Here is a 17,175-nt window from a genome sequence, read left to right on the forward strand (position 1 = left end):
CGACGCGAGGTCTAGGCTGTTCTGCATGTCTGTGCGTACCCCATTGGTCCCTGGAACCGTCTCTCCCGTCCTCGCTGTGCCCTCGAAGATCGAGCGGCCCGAGTACGCGTGGAAGCCGACCGCCAAAGAGGGCAACGAGCCCTGGGTTCAGACGCCGGAAACGATCGAGGCGATGCGCATCGCCAGCAAGATCGCTGCAGGCGCGCTGCAGGAAGCCGGCAAGGCTGTCGCTCCCGGTGTCACGACCGACGAACTCGACCGCATCGCACACGAGTTCATGCTCGACCACGGTGCATACCCGTCGACGTTGGGCTACAAGAGCTTTCCCAAGTCGTGCTGCACGTCTCTCAACGAGGTGATCTGCCACGGAATCCCCGACTCGACTGTGATCCAGGACGGCGACATCGTCAATATCGACGTCACCGCGTACATCAACGGGGTACACGGCGACACCAATGCGACATTCCTCGCCGGTGACGTGTCCGAAGAGAACCGCTTGCTCGTCGAGCGCACACACGAGGCAACGATGCGGGCCATCAAAGCCGTCAAGCCCGGCCGCGCGCTCAACGTGATCGGACGTGTCATCGAGTCCTACGCCCATCGGTTCGGGTACGGCGTCGTCCGGGACTTCACCGGACACGGAATCGGCGAGACCTTCCACAACGGCCTCGTGATCCTGCACTACGACGAGCCCGCGGTCGAGACGATCATCGAACCGGGCATGGTCTTCACGATCGAACCGATGATCAACCTCGGTGGTATCGACTACGAGATCTGGGAGGACGGTTGGACCGTCGTCACCAAGGACCGTAAGTGGACGGCGCAGTTCGAGCACACCTTGGTGGTCACCGAGACCGGTGCAGAGATTCTCACCCTGCCTTGAGTTCGGAGATGCGCGGCGCTTTGCTGGTAGCCGGCACTACTTCCGACGCAGGCAAGAGCGTTCTTGTGGCCGGATTGTGTCGCATGTTGGCGCGTCGAGGCGTCCGAGTGGCGCCGTTCAAGGCGCAGAACATGTCGAACAACTCCGTGGTCACGCTGGACGGCGGAGAGATCGGCCGTGCGCAGGCACTTCAGGCGCGTGCATGCGGTCTGGAGCCGAGTGTTCGATTCAATCCGGTGCTGCTCAAGCCTGGAAGTGACCGCACGTCGCAATTGGTTGTTCGGGGCAAGGCGATGACCACAGTGGGTGCTCGCGACTACATGCAGCATCGGCAGTGGCTTCGCGCCGTCGTGGCCGAAGATCTCGAATCGCTTCGATCCGAGTTCGACGTCGTGATCTGTGAAGGCGCCGGTTCACCGGCCGAAATCAACTTGCGCGCAACGGATCTTGCCAACATGGGATTGGCTCAGGCTGCGCGGATTCCGGTCGTCGTCGTCGGTGACATCGATCGCGGCGGCGTCCTGGCCCATCTGTTCGGGACCGTTGCTGTGCTCTCGCCCAGCGACCAGGCATTGATCGCGGGATTTGTGATCAACAAATTCCGCGGTGACGTTGCACTGTTGGAACCCGGACTGGAACAACTGCGCAGCCTCACCGGTCGACCCACTCTCGGAGTGATCCCGTTTGCCGACGATCTTTGGCTCGACGCCGAGGATTCGCTTGGCGTCACCGGCAATGCCCCGGTAGGGCGCCCGGGCCCACCCGTCGGTTCGGCCTGGCTCACCGTTGCTGCGGTTCGGCTCCCGCGTATCTCCAACTCCACGGACGTCGAGGCACTGGCATGTGAACCGGGCGTGGCAGTTTCGTGGGTGACCGATCCGTCGCGAATTCGCGACGCGGACCTCGTGGTGATCCCCGGTAGTAAGTCCACCGTGAGTGACCTCGAGTGGTTGCGAAGTACCGGCCTGGCCGACGAGATCGTCGCGCGAGCAGGTCGCGGGCAAGCAGTCCTGGGAATCTGCGGCGGTTACCAGATGCTGGGTAATTCCATCGTCGACGACGTCGAATCAGGATCAGGGACCACCGCGGGACTGGGTCTGCTGGACCTCGATGTCGAGTTCGCTCCGGACAAGGTGCTGGCGCAGATGACCGGTACGGCAGACGGTATCTCGGTGTCCGGGTACGAGATTCATCACGGACGCGTCGTGCGCAACGGGGACCACCCATTGCTGGCGGACTCGAGCGGTATGCCGGAAGGCAGTGTGCGAGGGCCTGTTCGAGGGACACACTGGCACGGTCTCCTGGAAAGTGACGACTTTCGGCGCAGCCTGCTGCGTGAGCTCGCGGTTCCCGGTTTTGTTGCTGCACCCGACACCGCGGTTGCCGCGGTGCGAGAACAACAACTCGACCTTCTCGCTGATCTCGTCGAGCAGCACCTCGATCAGGATCTACTCGAGAAACTGATCAACGGTGGGGCGCCTATCGGGCTCCCCGTCATTGCTTCCGCACTCGAAGCCTGAGAGCGCTCCCGCGGGTGTCGACGTGGACGCGGTAGAATAGCCAGGCCTCACTCCCGCGACGGCTCCCTAGTAGGAGTGTGCGCGGTGACAGATCAATTCGACGGCTTGCTGACGGACTTCAGTGACGAGGTGCTGGTCGACTCGGCAATGCTCGGCGATCACGCGGCCTTCGACGTCATCGTCCGCCGATACGGCCCGCACTTGTATCGATTTGCCCGTCGACTGCTCGCGAGCGAGAGTGACGTCGACGACATCGTCCAGGAAACCTGCGTCGCTGCGTGGCGCCAACTTCCGGGGTTTCAGCGGCGCTCGAGCGCCAAGACCTGGTTGTTCGCGATCTGTTCTCGCAAGATCTCGGATTTCTATCGAAAAGTCGGCTCCTGCGCCGCCGATCTGGACGAACTCGGGGAAGAAGCTGATCCCCGTTTGCGTGATCCGAGCGAAGAAGTCTGCGGCACAGCATTTCTCGACGCCCTGGAATCCGAACTCGATCGCCTGCCACTGCGTCAGCGTGCTGCCTGGGTCTTGCGAGAAGTGGAGGGCATGACGTATCCGCAGATCGCTGTTGTCCTGGAACTGAGTCCGGACGCGGTTCGTGGCCAGCACACTCGGGCGAGGCGGAATCTCGGTGTCGCACTCGATCGATGGCGATGACGACTCGGCGGTTTGCCGGGGTCTGTCACCGAACTCACTCTCCTTGGTGCCCGTGAAACTGGAAGAATGCTTCGTCGTGGATACCGCTTTCGACCCCAGAGGCTTCGACCCGAGAACCGAGGATTCGGTGCCGTCGGTACTGCCGGACGATGCGACGGCAACTGGTGCTGACGTCGCCGTCGAGGCTGCGGAAACTCGGCTGACGGCACGTGCGGTCAGAGAGTTGCTGGCAGCGCTCGGGGGAAGTATCGGCGACGAGGACGAACTCGTGGTTCTGCTCCAGCGCGCCGTCGAAATCGCGAACGACGCCATCGACGGCGCCGACAGCATCGGCGTCACCATCGATCTTGCCGGGCAGACCTACACCGCCGTTCACACCGATTCGCGGACCCTGCGCGTCGACATCGAGCAATACGACGCCGGCGACGGACCATGTCTGCACGCGGCTCGAACCGGTGAAACCGTAGTCGTTGATTCCGAGACCAGCGCAGAACGCTGGCCGCGGTTCGCGGCGGCCGCGAAGGACGAAGGGATCAAGTCCTTTCTCGCGGCGCCGCTCTTCACGCCGGATCAGCGACTCGGTTCGTTCAACCTGTACGGACGTGCCCCAGCGGCCTTCGACAGCGTCGACGCGGAAGTCATGGAGATTCTCACGACAACAGTCTCACGCGCGATCGGAGACTTCTCCCGTTTCAAATCTGCCAAGGCGGTAGCTGACGCCCTGCAACGCGCGCTCGAGACTCGGGCGCCGATAGAACAGGCCAAAGGCATGCTGATGGCCATCCATCGGATCGACGCCGACACCGCATTTCACATGCTGCGCAGGCAGTCTCAGACCACGAACACCAAGTTGCGTGACGTGGCAGCCGAGATCGTCGAGACGTATTCCGCGCCGCCTACCGCGGTCTAGTTCGACGGAGACCGACGTACGGCCTCGAGCGCGACGACCACGCTCGCGGCGACAACCACGTGCATCAGCGCGAGCGTGACCGTGCTGGCGGCGTCGAAGTCCGCGGCGATCGTCAGGGCGATGGTGCCGAGCGCAAACACTGCACCCACGACCTGAGCGATGCGGATGATCGGCTCCCACTTCAGTGAGATCAACATTGCGAGCGACAAACCGACCAGCAACGGCACTACCGTAAGTGTGATGACCCCGCCGGGAGCTACGCTCGCCATCTTTCCCTGATCTGTCATCTCGAACGATCCGCCCGATGCCAGGCCGATCAGCCACAGGATCAGGTTGGCGACGAGGGCCATGACCGTGGCCCCGAGTACGGCGCGCGGCTTGGTGAGGTGGAGGTTGTGTGCGGTTGAAGCGATTGCAGACATGATGTTCTCCCGGCTCGATGCGATGGTCTTGTGACGTCGCTCTGGTGAATAGACCCGCCGGCCGGGAGAAACTCATCGCTGGTGGTTACCGGGGGTCGTCTGTCGGCACGGCGGTGCCGGTGACCGCGATACCGCCGTCGACCGGGATCTCGACCGCGAGAACGCTGGGTCGCCCGACGTGTCGGCCCTGGTGGATGGTGATCCGCCGCGGAGTGGCCGCGGGTTCGAGTTTGCGCAGGTAACCGCCGGTCGACGCCGCTGCGGACCCGGTCGCGGGATCCTCGACGATGTTTCCCACCGGAAACAGATTTCGAGCTTCGAAGGTGTTGTCGTCGAGGGGATGCAGGATCGTCACCGTGCCCGCCCACCCCTGCGCGTCCATCAGAGTTCGCATTGCGGATGGATCGAAGGTGAACTCGTCGAAGGCTGCCTGATCACGAAGTACGACGATCGGGTGCGTGTTGCCGGCGTACGAGAGCATTGCGGGATACCGCGCGTCGAGCGCAGACGAATCGACGCCGATGAGCCCGAGCAGTGCTGTCAGTACAGCATGATCGATCGGCGAGACCGATGGTTCGACGCTGGTGAAGGTCGCGGTGGACGTTCCGTCCTCGTCGGTCGCCGTGTCGATGGATACCGGTCCGATCGGTGTTTCGAATGTGAAGGTTCCGTCACCGTCTCGCTCGGTGAGAGCGATGGCCGTCGCAATAGTGGCATGACCGCAGAACGGTACTTCGGCGATAGGGGAGAAGTACCGGATCCGGCTGTGGCGCGGGTTGCCTCCGAGTACCGGTTCGATGAGGAACGCCGTCTCGGCATACCCGACTTCGGCTGCAACAGATTGTAATTCGGAGTCGTCGAGTCCACGCGCGTCGAGCACTACGCCGGCCGGATTACCGCCGGCCGGATCCGAACTGAACGCAGTCAGTCGGAGGATGTCGTGAGAAGTTGCCATGTCGACCATCTTTGTCCGCTGTCGTCCATCGGGGGAAGACACATCGCGCGATTGCGGTCCGCGATCTTCGAACTGGACTGCCTCCGGAACAAACCGGCCGCACGGCGTCGTTGGTGCAGATATGAGCAATGACACAGACACCGACGACGCGTTGTTCGCACTCGTGGCCGAGGGAAAACAAGGTGTGTTGGCAACCGTCAAGCGTGACGGCCGCCCACAGTTGTCCAACATCATTTACCGCTGGGACGTCGAGTCGAAGACGGCTTCCGTGTCCATCACAGCTGATCGCGCCAAGAGTAAAAATGCGATCCGCGATCCGCGGGTTTCCCTCCACGTCAGCGCGCCCGACTTCTGGAGCTACGCCGTGATCGAAGGACTTGCTGTGGTGACACCCGCAGCGGCCGATCCTCACGACGAAGTGTCGGACGCCCTGGTCGAGCTGTACCGGGACATCAGCGGCCAGGAGCATCCCGATTGGGAGGAGTACCGCGAAGCGATGGTGGCAGAGCGTCGACAGATCCTCACGGTGCGCGCTGATCACGTCTACGGAATGACGGGGCTCCCCAAACCGTCCGGTACCTAGAGCCGCGCCCCACTGGAGTTCGGCCCACCCCCACTTTCGAGCGAACGGTACGTCCGTCGCCTCAGATGCGCCGAAAGCCACTTTCGCTCCGAGTGGAGGCGGTACAGAGCGAACAAATCGGACTCGCCGCCGGTGGTGAGAGTGTATGAGTGGTCATACTTCTGTCGACTCCAGGGTCCTCCACTGTGTGGATCGCGTACCGTTTCCAGACATGGAATTGACTCGAGTAGCGGTGGGCAGTGGTTCGTGCACCGTTCGGATCGACGGGCCGGTCAGCAAGCATGCGGTACTCCTGCTTCCCGGCAAGGGCGACCCCGTCGACTTGTACGACGATGTGTGTGAGCGACTGCACCATTCGGATCTGCGGACCGTCGCGGTGGAATCGATCGAGAATCTCGACGAGACCTCGGCAGTGGTACTTCTGGACGAGTTGAACATCGCCTGGGTGAACCTGGTCGGTCACCGGGAGGGCGCCGATCTCGCGTGGCTGTTGGCTGCACGTCAGTTCGGCCGCTTCGCGAGTTTGATCGCCGTGGACCGTGGACATCCGTCGGCCAGCGATATTGCCGGCGTACCGCCGGTCGAGGTTCCGACCACCGTAGTCGTGGGCAGTGGAGGTCGGGCCATCGCCGACGCCAGCGGTCGTTTCGTGTACTCCGACTTCCGCGTGACGGAACTTCCGGGTGTCGACGACGTCGTCAAGTCGGCACCGGCCGAACTCGCAACCGAGATCGTGCTGCGTACCAGCCCCTGGTGAAACTCTGACCGACGAAAAGGCGGGCACTCCCATTGCGAGGAGTGCCCGCTTTTTCGGCGTCATAAGGGCTGCGGGGCTCAGATGTCGAGGCCGAGCAGCGCGTTCTCGACCACTTCGGCCAGGGCCGGGTGGATCCAGTACTGGCCGCGCGCCATGTCCTGAGCTGACAAACCGAAGCTCATCGCCTGAATGAGCGGCTGGATGACGGTCGGAGCCTGCGTACCCATGACGTGGGCGCCGAGGATGCGTCCGGTGCCGCGCTCGGCGATCACCTTGCAGATGCCCTCCTGATCCTCCATCGCCCAGCCGTACGCGACGTCGCCGTAAGCCTGCACCTTGACGGTGATGTCGAGCCCGGCGTCGCGAGCCTGCTTCTCCGTCATTCCGACGTCGGCGATCTGCGGGTCGGTGAACACGGCTGCCGGTACGAAGCGGTGATCGGTGCTGCGAAGCCCGGACGTGTCCTTCCACGCGTCCTGGAGCAGGTTGTGTTGAACAACGCGCGCTTCATGGTTGGCGACGTGCTTGAGCTGGTACGGCGAGGAGACGTCACCGAGTGCGAAGACGCCCTCGGCGGTGGTGCGTTGGTATTCGTCGACCACGATCGAGCCCTTGTCGTCGAGTTCGACGCCGGCCTTGTCGAGACCGAGTAGGTCACCGTTCGGCTGACGACCCACCGCGACGAGGAGAACGTCACCGGAAACGACTGTGCCATTTGCCAGTTCGACGGCGATGTTGTCGCCATCGCCGCGTACCGACGTGAGGGGGGAGCCCAGATGGACGTCCCACTTCTGTTCGGCCAACTCGGTGAAGCGCTCGGAGATCTCGTCGTCGAGGTGCCGCAGCAGTCGCTGGCTGCGACCGATGATCGACACGCGAGAACCCAACGCGGAGAACACGTGTGCGAACTCGGTGGCGATGAATCCGGAGCCGACGATCACGAGGTGCTCGGGAAGTTCGGGCAGTCGCATGATGTCTTCGTTGGTGTAGTACTTCACACCACTCGACGCGATCTCGTCCGGGATGATCGGACGCGAACCGGCTGCGATGACCACCTGGTCAGCGGTGATCGTCTCGCCGGTTCCGGTGTCGATCGTCTTGTCGCCGGTGAACGTGGCGTGGCCGCGGTAGACGGTGGTGTTGGGACTGTCTTCGCTGCGGTACCGCTCACCACCTGCAGAAATGGGATCGATGCGGCCGAAGACGCGCTTGACGATGTCGGACCAACGAACGCCGTCGAGCGTGGCGTCGACGCCGTACTTCTCGGCAGTGGTGACGGTGCGTGCCACCTCGGCGGCGTAGACGAACATCTTGGTCGGGATACACCCGACATTGAGGCACGTTCCGCCGAAGGTGCCCTCTTCGAGGATTGCGATCTTCTTGCCGTCGAACCGCTCGTCTGGCAGCGAGTTTCCGGATCCGCTGCCGATGATTGCAAGGTCGTAGTGCGTCACTGCGCGATCTCCTGTGTGTTGCTTGCTGTGCTTGCCGAATTTTCTGCGGCCGGCGTGAGGTGGCCGTCGAGCCACTCCAACCACAGGTCGAGTTCGGAAAAGGCTGTGGCCAAGGGCTTCTCGGTCGAAAGGAACACGTCGTGACGGGCGCCGTCGATCGGGACGATGGTGGTGCGATCGCCGAGGCAACCGGCCCAACGTGCGATCTGCTTGACGTCGAGCACGGAATCGGCGAGGTCGACGCTCGGGTTGTACGCCTTCGCGAACTGCGACTTCTTCGAGCGCAGAATCAGCGCGGGCACTCCGATGTCTAGGCCGCGGTGAAGTTTTGCGTGACCCGCTCGGACGGCCCGCATCCAGCCGAAGGTAACGGGGCAGCCTGCCAGTGGCTTCCAGTCGAGGTTGTAATCCCAGACGCCGTTGGCCGAAACATGAAGACTGGAACCGTAAGTCGGTAGCCCAGTTCCCGGGATCACCGTCTTCGCCGATACCCGTCCGAGCGCATCGATCGCCGTAGTACCGACGTTGCGCACCACTGAGGGACCCTGAAGGTCGAACCAGGGGCTGTTGAGTACCAGCCCGCAGATTCCGGCGCCGTCGCTGCCACCGGGCTTGCGCTGCAAACGGTTCAGCCAGAGCGGAACGATCAGACCGCCGGTGGAGTGCGCCATGAGCAGCACCTCGCTGCCCTCGGTCTCGCTGCGGACGATGCGCAGCGCTTCGTTCAGTTCGGCGTCGTAGAGCGCAAGGTCGGAGACGTAATGAGCTGTGTGCCCCGGTTTGAGGGAGCGGCCGCACTTACGCAGGTCGAGTGCGAAGAAGGCGTAACCCTGCTCGGCAAAGTGCTCGGCGAGGTGCTTCTGGAAGAAGTAATCGGTGAAACCGTGCACGTACAAAACGGCACGGTGTGTCTTCACCGCCTCCTTCTGCGGTTGGTAGCGGACCAGTGTTGCGTCCACCTCGCCTTCGCCGTCCGGATCCGTTCCGAGCGGGATCGTCAGCTGCTGATATCCGTCACCGAGGACGTCTGGAACCCAAGTAGTCACAAATCACAATCTAATCGTCGTTTCGAGTGCGCGTTGTAGAGCACAATTGGGGGTGGTGAACCGCGCGTGTACGCACGGGTAACCTATTCGGCGTAACACAGCAGGCGGATGCGCGCACGGCTAATGACAAGGAAGTCGATTCTCCAGTGTCGAATCAGAACGCGGTAGAGACGAAGACGGATGTAGTGCTCGTGGGCGCAGGCATCATGAGCGCCACGCTGGGTGCATTGCTGCGCCAGCTGCAGCCCGATTGGTCGATCTCGACCTTCGAGCGGCTCGATGCCGTCGCAGCCGAGAGCAGCGACCCCTGGAACAACGCGGGAACCGGTCACTCAGCCCTGTGTGAGCTCAATTACACACCTGAGAACTCGGACGGCACGGTCGACATCAAGAAGGCCGTCAACGTCAACGAGCAGTTCCAGGTGTCACGCCAGTTCTGGGCACACGCGGTAGAGCAGGGCGTCCTGACACAGCCCAAGGAATTCATCAACCCCATCGCGCACGTGAGCTTCGTTCACGGTGAGGCCAACGCCAAGTACCTCCGTGCTCGTTACGACGCACTTGCCGGCCACACGCTCTTCCGCGGTATGGAGTACATCGACGATCCGGCCGAGTTCAGCAAGCGTTTGCCGCTCATGGCCAAGGGACGCGACTTCTCCGATCCCATCGCCCTGAACTGGAGCCAGGACGGCACCGACGTCGATTTCGGAGCGCTCACCAAGCAGCTCATCGGCTACATCGGCAAGACCGGCGGCAAGATGTACTTCGGCCACGAGGTCACCAACCTGACGCAGAACTCGGACAAGTCCTGGACCGTCAAGGTCACCAACCGTCGCACCGGTGAAAAGCGCACCGTTCGCTCGCGCTTCGTGTTCGTCGGTGCCGGTGGCGGCGCCCTGCACCTGCTGCAGAAGTCGGGCATCAAGGAAGCCAAGGGCTTCGGTGGCTTCCCGGTCAGCGGTGCCTTCCTGCGATGCACCAACCCCGAACTCATCGACCAGCACAGCGCCAAGGTCTACGGCAAGGCTGCCGTCGGCGCCCCGCCCATGTCGGTGCCTCACCTGGACACCCGTGTCATCGGCAACAAGCCGGGTCTGCTGTTCGGTCCCTACGCTGGTTGGTCGCCGAAGTTCCTCAAGCAGGGTCGCGTCACGGACCTGCCCGGCTCGGTCAAGCCGAACAACATCCTCTCGATGCTCGGTGTCGGTGTCAGCGAGCTCGGCCTGGTCAAGTACCTGGTCAGCGAGCTTGCCAAGAACGAAGCCGGTCGCATCTGGGATCTGCGTGAGTTCGCGCCCAAGGCGCAGGCCCAGGACTGGGAACTCATCACCGCGGGCCAGCGCGTCCAGGTGATCCGCCGTGCCAAGGGCAAGGGTGGTGTCCTCGAATTCGGTACCGCTGTGGTCGCCGCTGAGGACGGTTCCATCGCCGGTCTGCTCGGTGCTTCGCCCGGTGCGTCCACGGCCGTCCCGGCGATGCTGGACGTACTCGAGCGCTGCTTCCCGACCGAGTTCCAGGGTTGGAAGGGCAAGCTCCGCGAGATGGTTCCGTCCATCGGCGTCAAGCTCACCGACAACGAGGGCCTGTTCAACCAGGTCTGGGATTGGTCCTCGAAGGTTCTCGAGCTCGATTCCGCCGGTGCTTCCGAGTCGGCTCCGGTCGCGGATACCGCCGCGACTGTGTGATAGTCCAACCCATGACGGCAACAGCAGCTTTGAAGCGTTCATGGGCACTCGATCTCGACAACAAGACGTTCTACGAGTTGTTGAAGCTTCGAGTGGAGGTCTTTGTCGTCGAGCAGGCTTGCCCGTATCCCGAGTTGGACGGGCGGGACCTGCTGACGGAAACACGCCACTTCTGGCTCGAGCAGGACGGCCAGGTGGTGTGCACGCTCCGGCTGCTCGAAGAGCACGACGACGGAAACAAGAGCTTCCGAATCGGACGCCTCTGCACGTCGCGTCAGGCGCGCGGCCAGGGTCACACGACCCGTCTCCTGCAGGCCGCACTGGCCGAGGTCGGCGAAGCGCCGTGTCGGATCAACGCCCAGACCTACTTGGTCGAGATGTACGCCAAGCACGGATTCAAGGCTGACGGCGAAGAGTTCATCGAAGACGGCATCCCGCACACCCCGATGCGTCGTGGTGGGGGAGAGCCTTTCGTGGCCGTCAGCTAGTTTGTCGGAGAATTGACCCTGGTCGGCTCGTGGGAAAGCGAGCCGACTAGGGTTTTTTCGATACCGAATGTTCGCGGGGAAGTCCTGTTCGATCCAGGCGCGGTCCCGCCACTGTGAAAGATCTCTCCTCTACCGATAAACCGGGAGATCTCAGCCAGGTTGCCGCGACATTCGAGTGCAGCCAAATTCTCGGCGAGGAAACCGAGAGGTGGAGGGATATCGACGTGCGAAGTGAAGAAGATCGACCAGTGGCGGGCTTCCCGTTCAGTGCTGTGGTCGGCCAGGATCAATTGCGATTGGCGCTGATCCTGTGTGCGGTGCATCCAGGGATCGGCGGGGTCCTGGTTCGCGGTGAGAAGGGAACTGCCAAGTCGACGGTCGTGCGCGCGCTGACTGCGCTGCTGCCCGCGGTCGACGACGCCGGAACGACACGACCGGCCCGCTTGGTCGAACTGCCCGTGGGCGCCACCGAAGACCGGGTGATCGGTTCGATCGACCTGGAGAAGGTTCTGCGTGACGGTGAGCGCGCATTCCAACCTGGACTGCTCGCCGCCGCTCACCAGGGTGTTCTGTACGTCGACGAGGTGAATCTGCTTCACGACCACCTGGTCGACGTGCTTCTCGACGCCGCGGCGATGGGCCGGGTTCACATCGAGCGTGACGGCATCTCCCATTCGCATCCGGCCAAGTTCGTACTCGTCGGCACGATGAATCCCGAAGAGGGAGAACTGCGTCCGCAACTTCTGGACCGTTTCGGTCTGGCTGTCGACGTCGCCGCTTCCCGCGACGTCGACATTCGCATGGAAGTGGTGCGTCGCCGACTCGACTACGAGCGTGACCCCGAGGCATTTGTCGCTCGGTACGTATCCGCCGATGAGGAGTTGGCGTCCGAAATCCTCACGGCGCGTGAGAAATTGGACTCGGTCGAGCTGAGTAACCGCGAACTGCGTCGTATCGCCTCGCTGTGTGCGTCGTTCGACGTCGACGGTATGCGCGCGGACTTGGTGCTGGCGCGCACCGCGACGGCCCACGCTGCCTGGCGCGGCGACAGTGAAGTCACTGCGGAGGACGTACGAGTAGCGGCGGAACTGACGCTGCCGCATCGCCGCCGCCGCGATCCGTTCGACGAGCCCGGCTTGGATCAGCAGCAGTTGGACGATGCGCTCGAGCAGGCCGATCAGGATGCTCAGTCGCAGGTAGAGGACGACGCGCGCGACGGAGAGCCCGAACCTCCCGAAAATCACGAAGACCGTGGCCCGGAAGATGGCGGCTCCGATGACGGCGGTCCCGGAGACGAAGGGCCGGACGACGACGGCCCGGACGACGACGGCCCGGACGACCCTGACGGACCTGGTGGGGGAGTGCGCGCCACCGATCGTCCCTCGGCTCCACCGGCCGGCGAATTCAAGGCCAAGCTCCTCGAAGTTCCGGGAGTCGGTGAAGGTGCACCGGGACGACGCTCGCGGTCCATGTCGTCCCGTGGACGAGTTGTGCGGTCCACGCGGGAGCGTGGGCACGGATTGCATCTGACGAGCACGGTCTTTGCCGCAGCCGAGTCTCAAATTGCCCGTGGTCGCACTGCTGGACGGTTGCGGCTGGCACCCGCTGATCTCCGCGGCGCGATACGTGAAGGGCGAGAAGGCAATCTGATCGTCTTCGTTGTCGACGCGTCGGGGTCGATGGCAGCACGCGACCGCCTCTCCGCGGTCACCGGTGCGGTTGTCTCGTTGCTCCGCGACGCCTATCAGCGCCGCGACAAGGTCGCCGTCATCACCGTCCGTGGTCGTGAAGCGGAGCTCGTACTGCCGCCGACATCTTCGGTGGACATCGCTGTCCGTCGCTTGCAGTCGATGCGTACCGGCGGCAAATCCCCACTCGCAGAGGGATTCCTGCATGCTCGCGAAGTGGTTCTGCGTGAACGACTTCGTGACCCGCAGCGTCGCGCCCTCGTCGTCACACTCACCGACGGCCGGGCTACCGGCGGCAAGGACGCGCTGCACCGCGCCCGCGTCGCCGCGCATCTTCTCGCCGACGCGTCCGTCGCGTCCATCGTCGTCGACTGCGAGACCGGCCTCGTGCGTCTGGGGTTGGCGGCCGAGTTGGCGCGAGAACTACGTGGCGGATACGTCCGCCTCGCCGAATTGTCAGCGCAGCAGGTCGCGGGTGTCGTCCGCGCCGCAGCCTAGATCCCAGCTCAGGAGTTCACGATGCCCAAGGGTGTTCCCGAGACAGTTCCCGACGACGGTCTGACCACGCGTCAGCGTCGTAACGCGCCGGTACTTGCCGTGCACACCGGCGCGGGAAAGGGTAAGTCCACCGCCGCTTTCGGCATGGCGCTGCGTGCCTGGAATCAGGGGTTCGACATCGGCGTGTTCCAGTTCGTGAAGAGTGCCAAGTGGAAGGTCGGAGAGGAAGCCGCGTTCCGCGCGCTCGGAAACCTGCACGACGAAACCGGCGTCGGTGGGCCGGTGCAGTGGCACAAGATGGGCGAAGGTTGGTCATGGACACGCAAGGCCGGTAGCGAGGAAGATCATGCTGCTGCCGCTGCGGAGGGTTGGCAGGAGATCGCGAGAAGGCTTGCGAGCGAGGAACATCGATTCTATGTCCTCGACGAGTTCACCTATCCGCTCAAGTGGGGCTGGGTCGACGTCGACGAGGTCGTGCAGACACTGCGCGATCGTCCGGGCAACCAGCACGTTGTCATCACGGGACGCGACGCCCCGCAGGCGTTGATCGACGCCGCCGACCTCGTGACCGAGATGACCAAGATCAAGCACCCGATGGATGCCGGCCGAAAGGGCCAACGGGGCATCGAATGGTAAGTCCTTCCACTCCGGCCGTGGTGATCGCCGCTCCTGCCTCGGGTAGCGGAAAGACTACGGTGGCAACGGGATTGATCGGCGCGCTGCGACGGTCCGGTAGCAGCGTTGCACCCTTCAAGGTGGGGCCGGACTACATCGACCCGGGTTATCACGGACTCGCGGCAGGGCGGCCCGGACGCAACCTCGACACTGTTCTGGTGGGCCCGGATCGCATCGGACCGCTCTACCGGCATGGAACCGCTGGTTGCGACATCGCCGTGGTCGAAGGCGTCATGGGTCTGTTCGACGGGAAGATCGACGAGGCAAACTCGCAGCCGTCGGCGGAGGGATCGACGGCGCAGGTCGCGTCGATCCTCGGTTCGCCGGTAGTCCTCGTGATCGACGCCCGTGGGCACAGTCAGAGTCTGGCCGCCGTACTCCACGGCTTCGCGACCTACGACGCAGGTGTGCGCATCGGCGGCGTCATTCTCAATCGCGTCGGGAGCGCTCGTCACGAGCAGGTGTTGCGTCATGCGTGCGACAAGGTCGGCGTCGCAGTGCTCGGAGTTGTGCCACGGTTGACGGAACTCGAAGTTCCCTCCCGGCACCTCGGCCTGATTCCGGCGGCCGAGCACGGCGCCGCCGCTGTGGCCGCAGTGGACGCGATGTCCGACTTGATTGCCTCGCACGTCGATCTGGGTGCTGTTCGCGCACTCGCCGCCTCGAACGTGAGTGCAGCTGCATGGGATCCGGTTGCCGAGGTCGGCGCACACGCAGAGTCTCGGCCTGTGGTTGCCATGGCGGGCGGCCCTGCCTTCACCTTCGGCTATGCCGAGCACCGGGAGCTGTTGACCGCCGCCGGCGCGGACGTGCAGGTGTTCGACCCGTTGCGGGACGAGCTTCCTGCGGGAACTGCCGCTCTTGTCCTTCCTGGCGGGTTCCCGGAAGAGCATGCGGTGGACCTCGCGGCCAATACCGTTCTGCTGCAGCAGGTTCGTGACCTGGCGGACGGCGGCGCACCGATCCACGCCGAGTGTGCCGGTCTGCTCTACCTCGCTCGCAGCTTGGACGGTCACAGCATGGCCGGTGTTGTCGGGGTGGATGCGACGTTCGGGAAACGCCTGACCCTCGGGTACCGCGAAGCAGTGGCGATCAGCGACTCCAGCCTCTTCGAAGCAGGCTCCCGCGTCACCGGTCACGAGTTCCACCGAACGTCTCTCGTCTCGGCAGACGCGGACGGTTGCGGAAGTGCGTGGGGGTGGCGGCCCTGGGACGGCGGCAGTGTCCGCGAAGGATTTGTTCGCGGCGGCGTCCACGCGTCGTATCTCCACACTCATCCGGTGGGGCAGCCCGAATCGATCGCGAAGTTCGTCGATGCCGCACGGGGATGACCTCTGTATCGGCGTGGGATTCACGACGAGTGTCACCGCGAAGGACATCGTCGCTGCGGTGAAGGCTGTGCCCGCGGCGCAAGGGAAGATCGTGGTACTCGCCACTGTGGCGGCAAAAGCTGAGTCTTCGGCTCTTCTGACAGCGGCCCATGAACTGAACGTCCCGATTGTGAGTTTCGCCCCGGACGTACTTGCGCGAGTTCAAGTTCCGTCACCATCGCCTCGCGTCGAGAACGCCGTCGGAACGGCAAGCGTCGCGGAAGCGGCTGCGATCCTCGCGTCCGGGGGCAGCCGACTTGTGCTGGCCAAGACTGCCAGGGATGGAGTGACCGTGGCCGCGGCCCGTAAAGTTCCCTCCAGCTTGACCAATTCTGACAACGAAACGGAGTGCGAGTGAGCGAGTCCACCGCAGACGAGACCAACTACCTGGTCGGCCTCAACCTGACCGATCGACGCGTGGTCGTGTTCGGTGGCGGCACTGTGGCTCAGCGCCGACTCGGACTGCTGGTCGCCTCTGGTGCCCGCGTTCACGTCATCAGTCGCGCGTTCACTCCAGCCGTCGAAGGTATGGCCACTGCCGGTCAGATCACGGTCGAAGAGCGCCCGTACGCCGACGGCGACCTCGAAGGTGCGTGGTACGCCATCGCCTCGACCGACGAGCCGGAAACCAATGCGGCGATCGTCGCCGAAGCGGAGCGTCGCCACATCTTCTGCGTGCGCGCCGACAACGCGAAGCACGGCACCGCCGTCACTCCCGCCAGCGCCGAGTACGACGGTATGAGCATCGGAATTCTGGCGGGCGGCGATCACCGTCGTTCGGCAGCCGTCCGCACCGCCGTCGTCGAAGGTCTTCAGTCGGGCGTGCTCGCCGATACGGCCGAGCCTGCCGCTGCGGGTGTTGCTCTCGTCGGTGGTGGCCCCGGTGATCCCGATCTGATCACCGTGCGCGGACGCCGTTTGCTCGCCCGTGCCGACGTCGTCGTGGCCGACCGATTGGCTCCGCCGGAGTTGCTCGCCGAACTGGGTCCGGACGTAGAGGTGATCGACGCCGCGAAGATCCCGTACGGCCGTGCCATGGCTCAGGAGGCCATCAACGCCGCGCTGATCGACAACGCGAAGGCAGGCAAGTTCGTGGTCCGCCTCAAGGGCGGGGACCCGTACGTCTTCGGACGGGGATACGAAGAACTCGAAGCGTGTGCCGCTGCCGGCGTTCCGGTGACCGTAGTGCCCGGAATCACGAGCGCGATCTCGGTCCCGTCGGCCGCAGGCATCCCGGTCACCCACCGCGGCGTCACCCACGAGTTCGTCGTCGTCAGTGGGCACGTGGCTCCGGATCATCCGGATTCGCTGGTCGACTGGTCGGCGCTGGCCAAGTTGCGCGGCACGATCGTGCTGCTCATGGCGGTCGAGCGCATCGATCAGTTCGCGAAGGCACTCGTCGACGGTGGACGCCCGGCAACCACGCCGGTCACCGTCATCCAAGAGGGCACGCTGCGCACCCAGCGTGAACTTCGGGCCGATCTGGCGACCGTTGCTCAGCGCGTCAAGGACGAGGAGATCAAGCCTCCGGCGATCATCGTGATCGGGCCGGTCGCGGGCTTTTCCGTCGACGCTGGGTAACGTGAA

Annotated in this window: 17 protein-coding genes; 13 read left to right on the forward strand and 4 right to left on the reverse strand. The window is 63.9% G+C overall.

From position 1 onward, the window contains the following. Positions 1-25: 25 nt before the first annotated feature. From map to M0639_RS12205, 4 genes are all read left to right on the forward strand, one after another. Positions 26-883 carry a type I methionyl aminopeptidase gene (gene map, locus M0639_RS12190; protein WP_007734970.1) on the forward strand — a complete coding sequence of 286 codons (858 nt, stop codon included), beginning with the start codon at positions 26-28 and terminating at the stop codon, positions 881-883. A gap of 8 nt (positions 884-891) precedes the next feature. After that, positions 892-2,403, forward strand: a complete 1,512-nt coding sequence (locus M0639_RS12195; protein WP_064073690.1) for a cobyric acid synthase — start codon at positions 892-894, stop codon at positions 2,401-2,403. A gap of 84 nt (positions 2,404-2,487) precedes the next feature. Then, on the forward strand, positions 2,488-3,057 hold the full coding sequence (locus tag M0639_RS12200) for an RNA polymerase sigma factor (RefSeq protein ID WP_064073689.1): 570 nt from the start codon (positions 2,488-2,490) through the stop codon (positions 3,055-3,057). Between the two features lie 76 nt (positions 3,058-3,133). Next, entirely contained in the window at positions 3,134-3,967 is an 834-nt protein-coding gene (locus M0639_RS12205) for a GAF and ANTAR domain-containing protein (RefSeq protein WP_064073718.1), read from the forward strand. Here the strand turns inward: M0639_RS12205 and M0639_RS12210 are convergent. Together M0639_RS12210 and M0639_RS12215 are read right to left on the reverse strand one after the other, a co-directional pair. Beyond that, positions 3,964-4,389 (reverse strand): DUF6069 family protein, encoded by a 426-nt coding sequence (locus tag M0639_RS12210; RefSeq protein WP_064073688.1) that lies wholly within the window; start codon positions 4,387-4,389, stop codon positions 3,964-3,966. The genes M0639_RS12205 and M0639_RS12210 overlap by 4 nt on opposite strands. A gap of 85 nt (positions 4,390-4,474) precedes the next feature. Then, the gene (locus tag M0639_RS12215) at positions 4,475-5,344 is read right to left on the reverse strand and encodes a PhzF family phenazine biosynthesis protein (RefSeq protein ID WP_231915130.1); all 870 of its coding nucleotides are present in this window, start codon (positions 5,342-5,344) and stop codon (positions 4,475-4,477) included. 121 nt (positions 5,345-5,465) lie between these two features. On the opposite strand from M0639_RS12215, the gene M0639_RS12220 reads away from it, so the two are divergent. Further along, positions 5,466-5,927 (forward strand): PPOX class F420-dependent oxidoreductase, encoded by a 462-nt coding sequence (locus tag M0639_RS12220; RefSeq protein ID WP_064073686.1) that lies wholly within the window; start codon positions 5,466-5,468, stop codon positions 5,925-5,927. Between the two features lie 211 nt (positions 5,928-6,138). Continuing rightward, positions 6,139-6,684: an alpha/beta fold hydrolase gene (locus M0639_RS12225; RefSeq protein ID WP_003942671.1), complete on the forward strand. Its 546-nt coding sequence runs from the start codon at positions 6,139-6,141 to the stop codon at positions 6,682-6,684. Positions 6,685-6,761: 77 nt separating this feature from the next. Here M0639_RS12225 and mtr read toward each other — a convergent pair whose 3' ends face one another. Next, a complete protein-coding gene (mtr, locus tag M0639_RS12230) occupies positions 6,762-8,138 on the reverse strand; it encodes a mycothione reductase (protein WP_042925811.1) in 1,377 nt (458 codons plus the stop codon). Next, the gene (locus M0639_RS12235) at positions 8,135-9,184 is read right to left on the reverse strand and encodes an alpha/beta hydrolase (protein ID WP_030535628.1); all 1,050 of its coding nucleotides are present in this window, start codon (positions 9,182-9,184) and stop codon (positions 8,135-8,137) included. Before M0639_RS12235 ends, mtr begins: the two co-directional genes overlap by 4 nt. A gap of 146 nt (positions 9,185-9,330) precedes the next feature. Between M0639_RS12235 and mqo the strand changes: the two genes are divergently transcribed. The 7 genes from mqo to cobA all read left to right on the forward strand — a co-directional run bounded on the left by mqo (position 9,331) and on the right by cobA (position 17,169). Beyond that, positions 9,331-10,869, forward strand: a complete 1,539-nt coding sequence (gene mqo / locus M0639_RS12240) for a malate dehydrogenase (quinone) (RefSeq protein ID WP_003942820.1) — start codon at positions 9,331-9,333, stop codon at positions 10,867-10,869. Positions 10,870-10,880: 11 nt separating this feature from the next. Next, positions 10,881-11,357 (forward strand): GNAT family N-acetyltransferase, encoded by a 477-nt coding sequence (locus M0639_RS12245; protein ID WP_003942808.1) that lies wholly within the window; start codon positions 10,881-10,883, stop codon positions 11,355-11,357. Positions 11,358-11,581: 224 nt separating this feature from the next. Next, on the forward strand, positions 11,582-13,543 hold the full coding sequence (locus M0639_RS12250; protein ID WP_064073717.1) for a magnesium chelatase subunit D family protein: 1,962 nt from the start codon (positions 11,582-11,584) through the stop codon (positions 13,541-13,543). Positions 13,544-13,564: 21 nt separating this feature from the next. Further along, on the forward strand, positions 13,565-14,179 hold the full coding sequence (cobO, locus tag M0639_RS12255) for a cob(I)yrinic acid a,c-diamide adenosyltransferase (RefSeq protein ID WP_064073685.1): 615 nt from the start codon (positions 13,565-13,567) through the stop codon (positions 14,177-14,179). Then, positions 14,173-15,549, forward strand: coding sequence for a cobyrinic acid a,c-diamide synthase CobB (locus M0639_RS12260; protein ID WP_030535626.1), 1,377 nt, complete (start codon positions 14,173-14,175; stop codon positions 15,547-15,549). Before cobO ends, M0639_RS12260 begins: the two co-directional genes overlap by 7 nt. A gap of 13 nt (positions 15,550-15,562) precedes the next feature. Beyond that, the gene (locus M0639_RS12265; RefSeq protein ID WP_082893105.1) at positions 15,563-15,946 is read left to right on the forward strand and encodes a cobalamin biosynthesis protein; all 384 of its coding nucleotides are present in this window, start codon (positions 15,563-15,565) and stop codon (positions 15,944-15,946) included. After that, the gene (gene cobA, locus M0639_RS12270) at positions 15,943-17,169 is read left to right on the forward strand and encodes a uroporphyrinogen-III C-methyltransferase (RefSeq protein ID WP_007735001.1); all 1,227 of its coding nucleotides are present in this window, start codon (positions 15,943-15,945) and stop codon (positions 17,167-17,169) included. The genes M0639_RS12265 and cobA overlap by 4 nt, the downstream gene beginning before the upstream one ends. Positions 17,170-17,175 lie beyond the last annotated feature (6 nt).

This window comes from Rhodococcus qingshengii JCM 15477, from assembly GCF_023221595.1.
Classification (GTDB): Bacteria; Actinomycetota; Actinomycetes; order Mycobacteriales; family Mycobacteriaceae; genus Rhodococcus_F; species Rhodococcus_F qingshengii.

Excerpts from the sequence above, each read along its gene's own strand:
- M0639_RS12260 (WP_030535626.1), top strand. The coding sequence starts at position 14,173 with ATGGTAAGTCCTTCCACTCCGGCCGTGGTGATCGCCGCTCCTGCCTCG.
- M0639_RS12225 (WP_003942671.1), top strand. The coding sequence starts at position 6,139 with ATGGAATTGACTCGAGTAGCGGTGGGCAGTGGTTCGTGCACCGTTCGG.
- M0639_RS12220 (WP_064073686.1), top strand. The coding sequence starts at position 5,466 with ATGAGCAATGACACAGACACCGACGACGCGTTGTTCGCACTCGTGGCC.
- M0639_RS12245 (WP_003942808.1), top strand. The coding sequence starts at position 10,881 with ATGACGGCAACAGCAGCTTTGAAGCGTTCATGGGCACTCGATCTCGAC.
- cobO (WP_064073685.1), top strand. The coding sequence starts at position 13,565 with ATGCCCAAGGGTGTTCCCGAGACAGTTCCCGACGACGGTCTGACCACG.
- M0639_RS12195 (WP_064073690.1), top strand. The coding sequence starts at position 892 with ATGCGCGGCGCTTTGCTGGTAGCCGGCACTACTTCCGACGCAGGCAAG.
- M0639_RS12210 (WP_064073688.1), bottom strand. The coding sequence starts at position 4,389 with ATGTCTGCAATCGCTTCAACCGCACACAACCTCCACCTCACCAAGCCG.
- M0639_RS12215 (WP_231915130.1), bottom strand. The coding sequence starts at position 5,344 with ATGGCAACTTCTCACGACATCCTCCGACTGACTGCGTTCAGTTCGGAT.
- map (WP_007734970.1), top strand. The coding sequence starts at position 26 with ATGTCTGTGCGTACCCCATTGGTCCCTGGAACCGTCTCTCCCGTCCTC.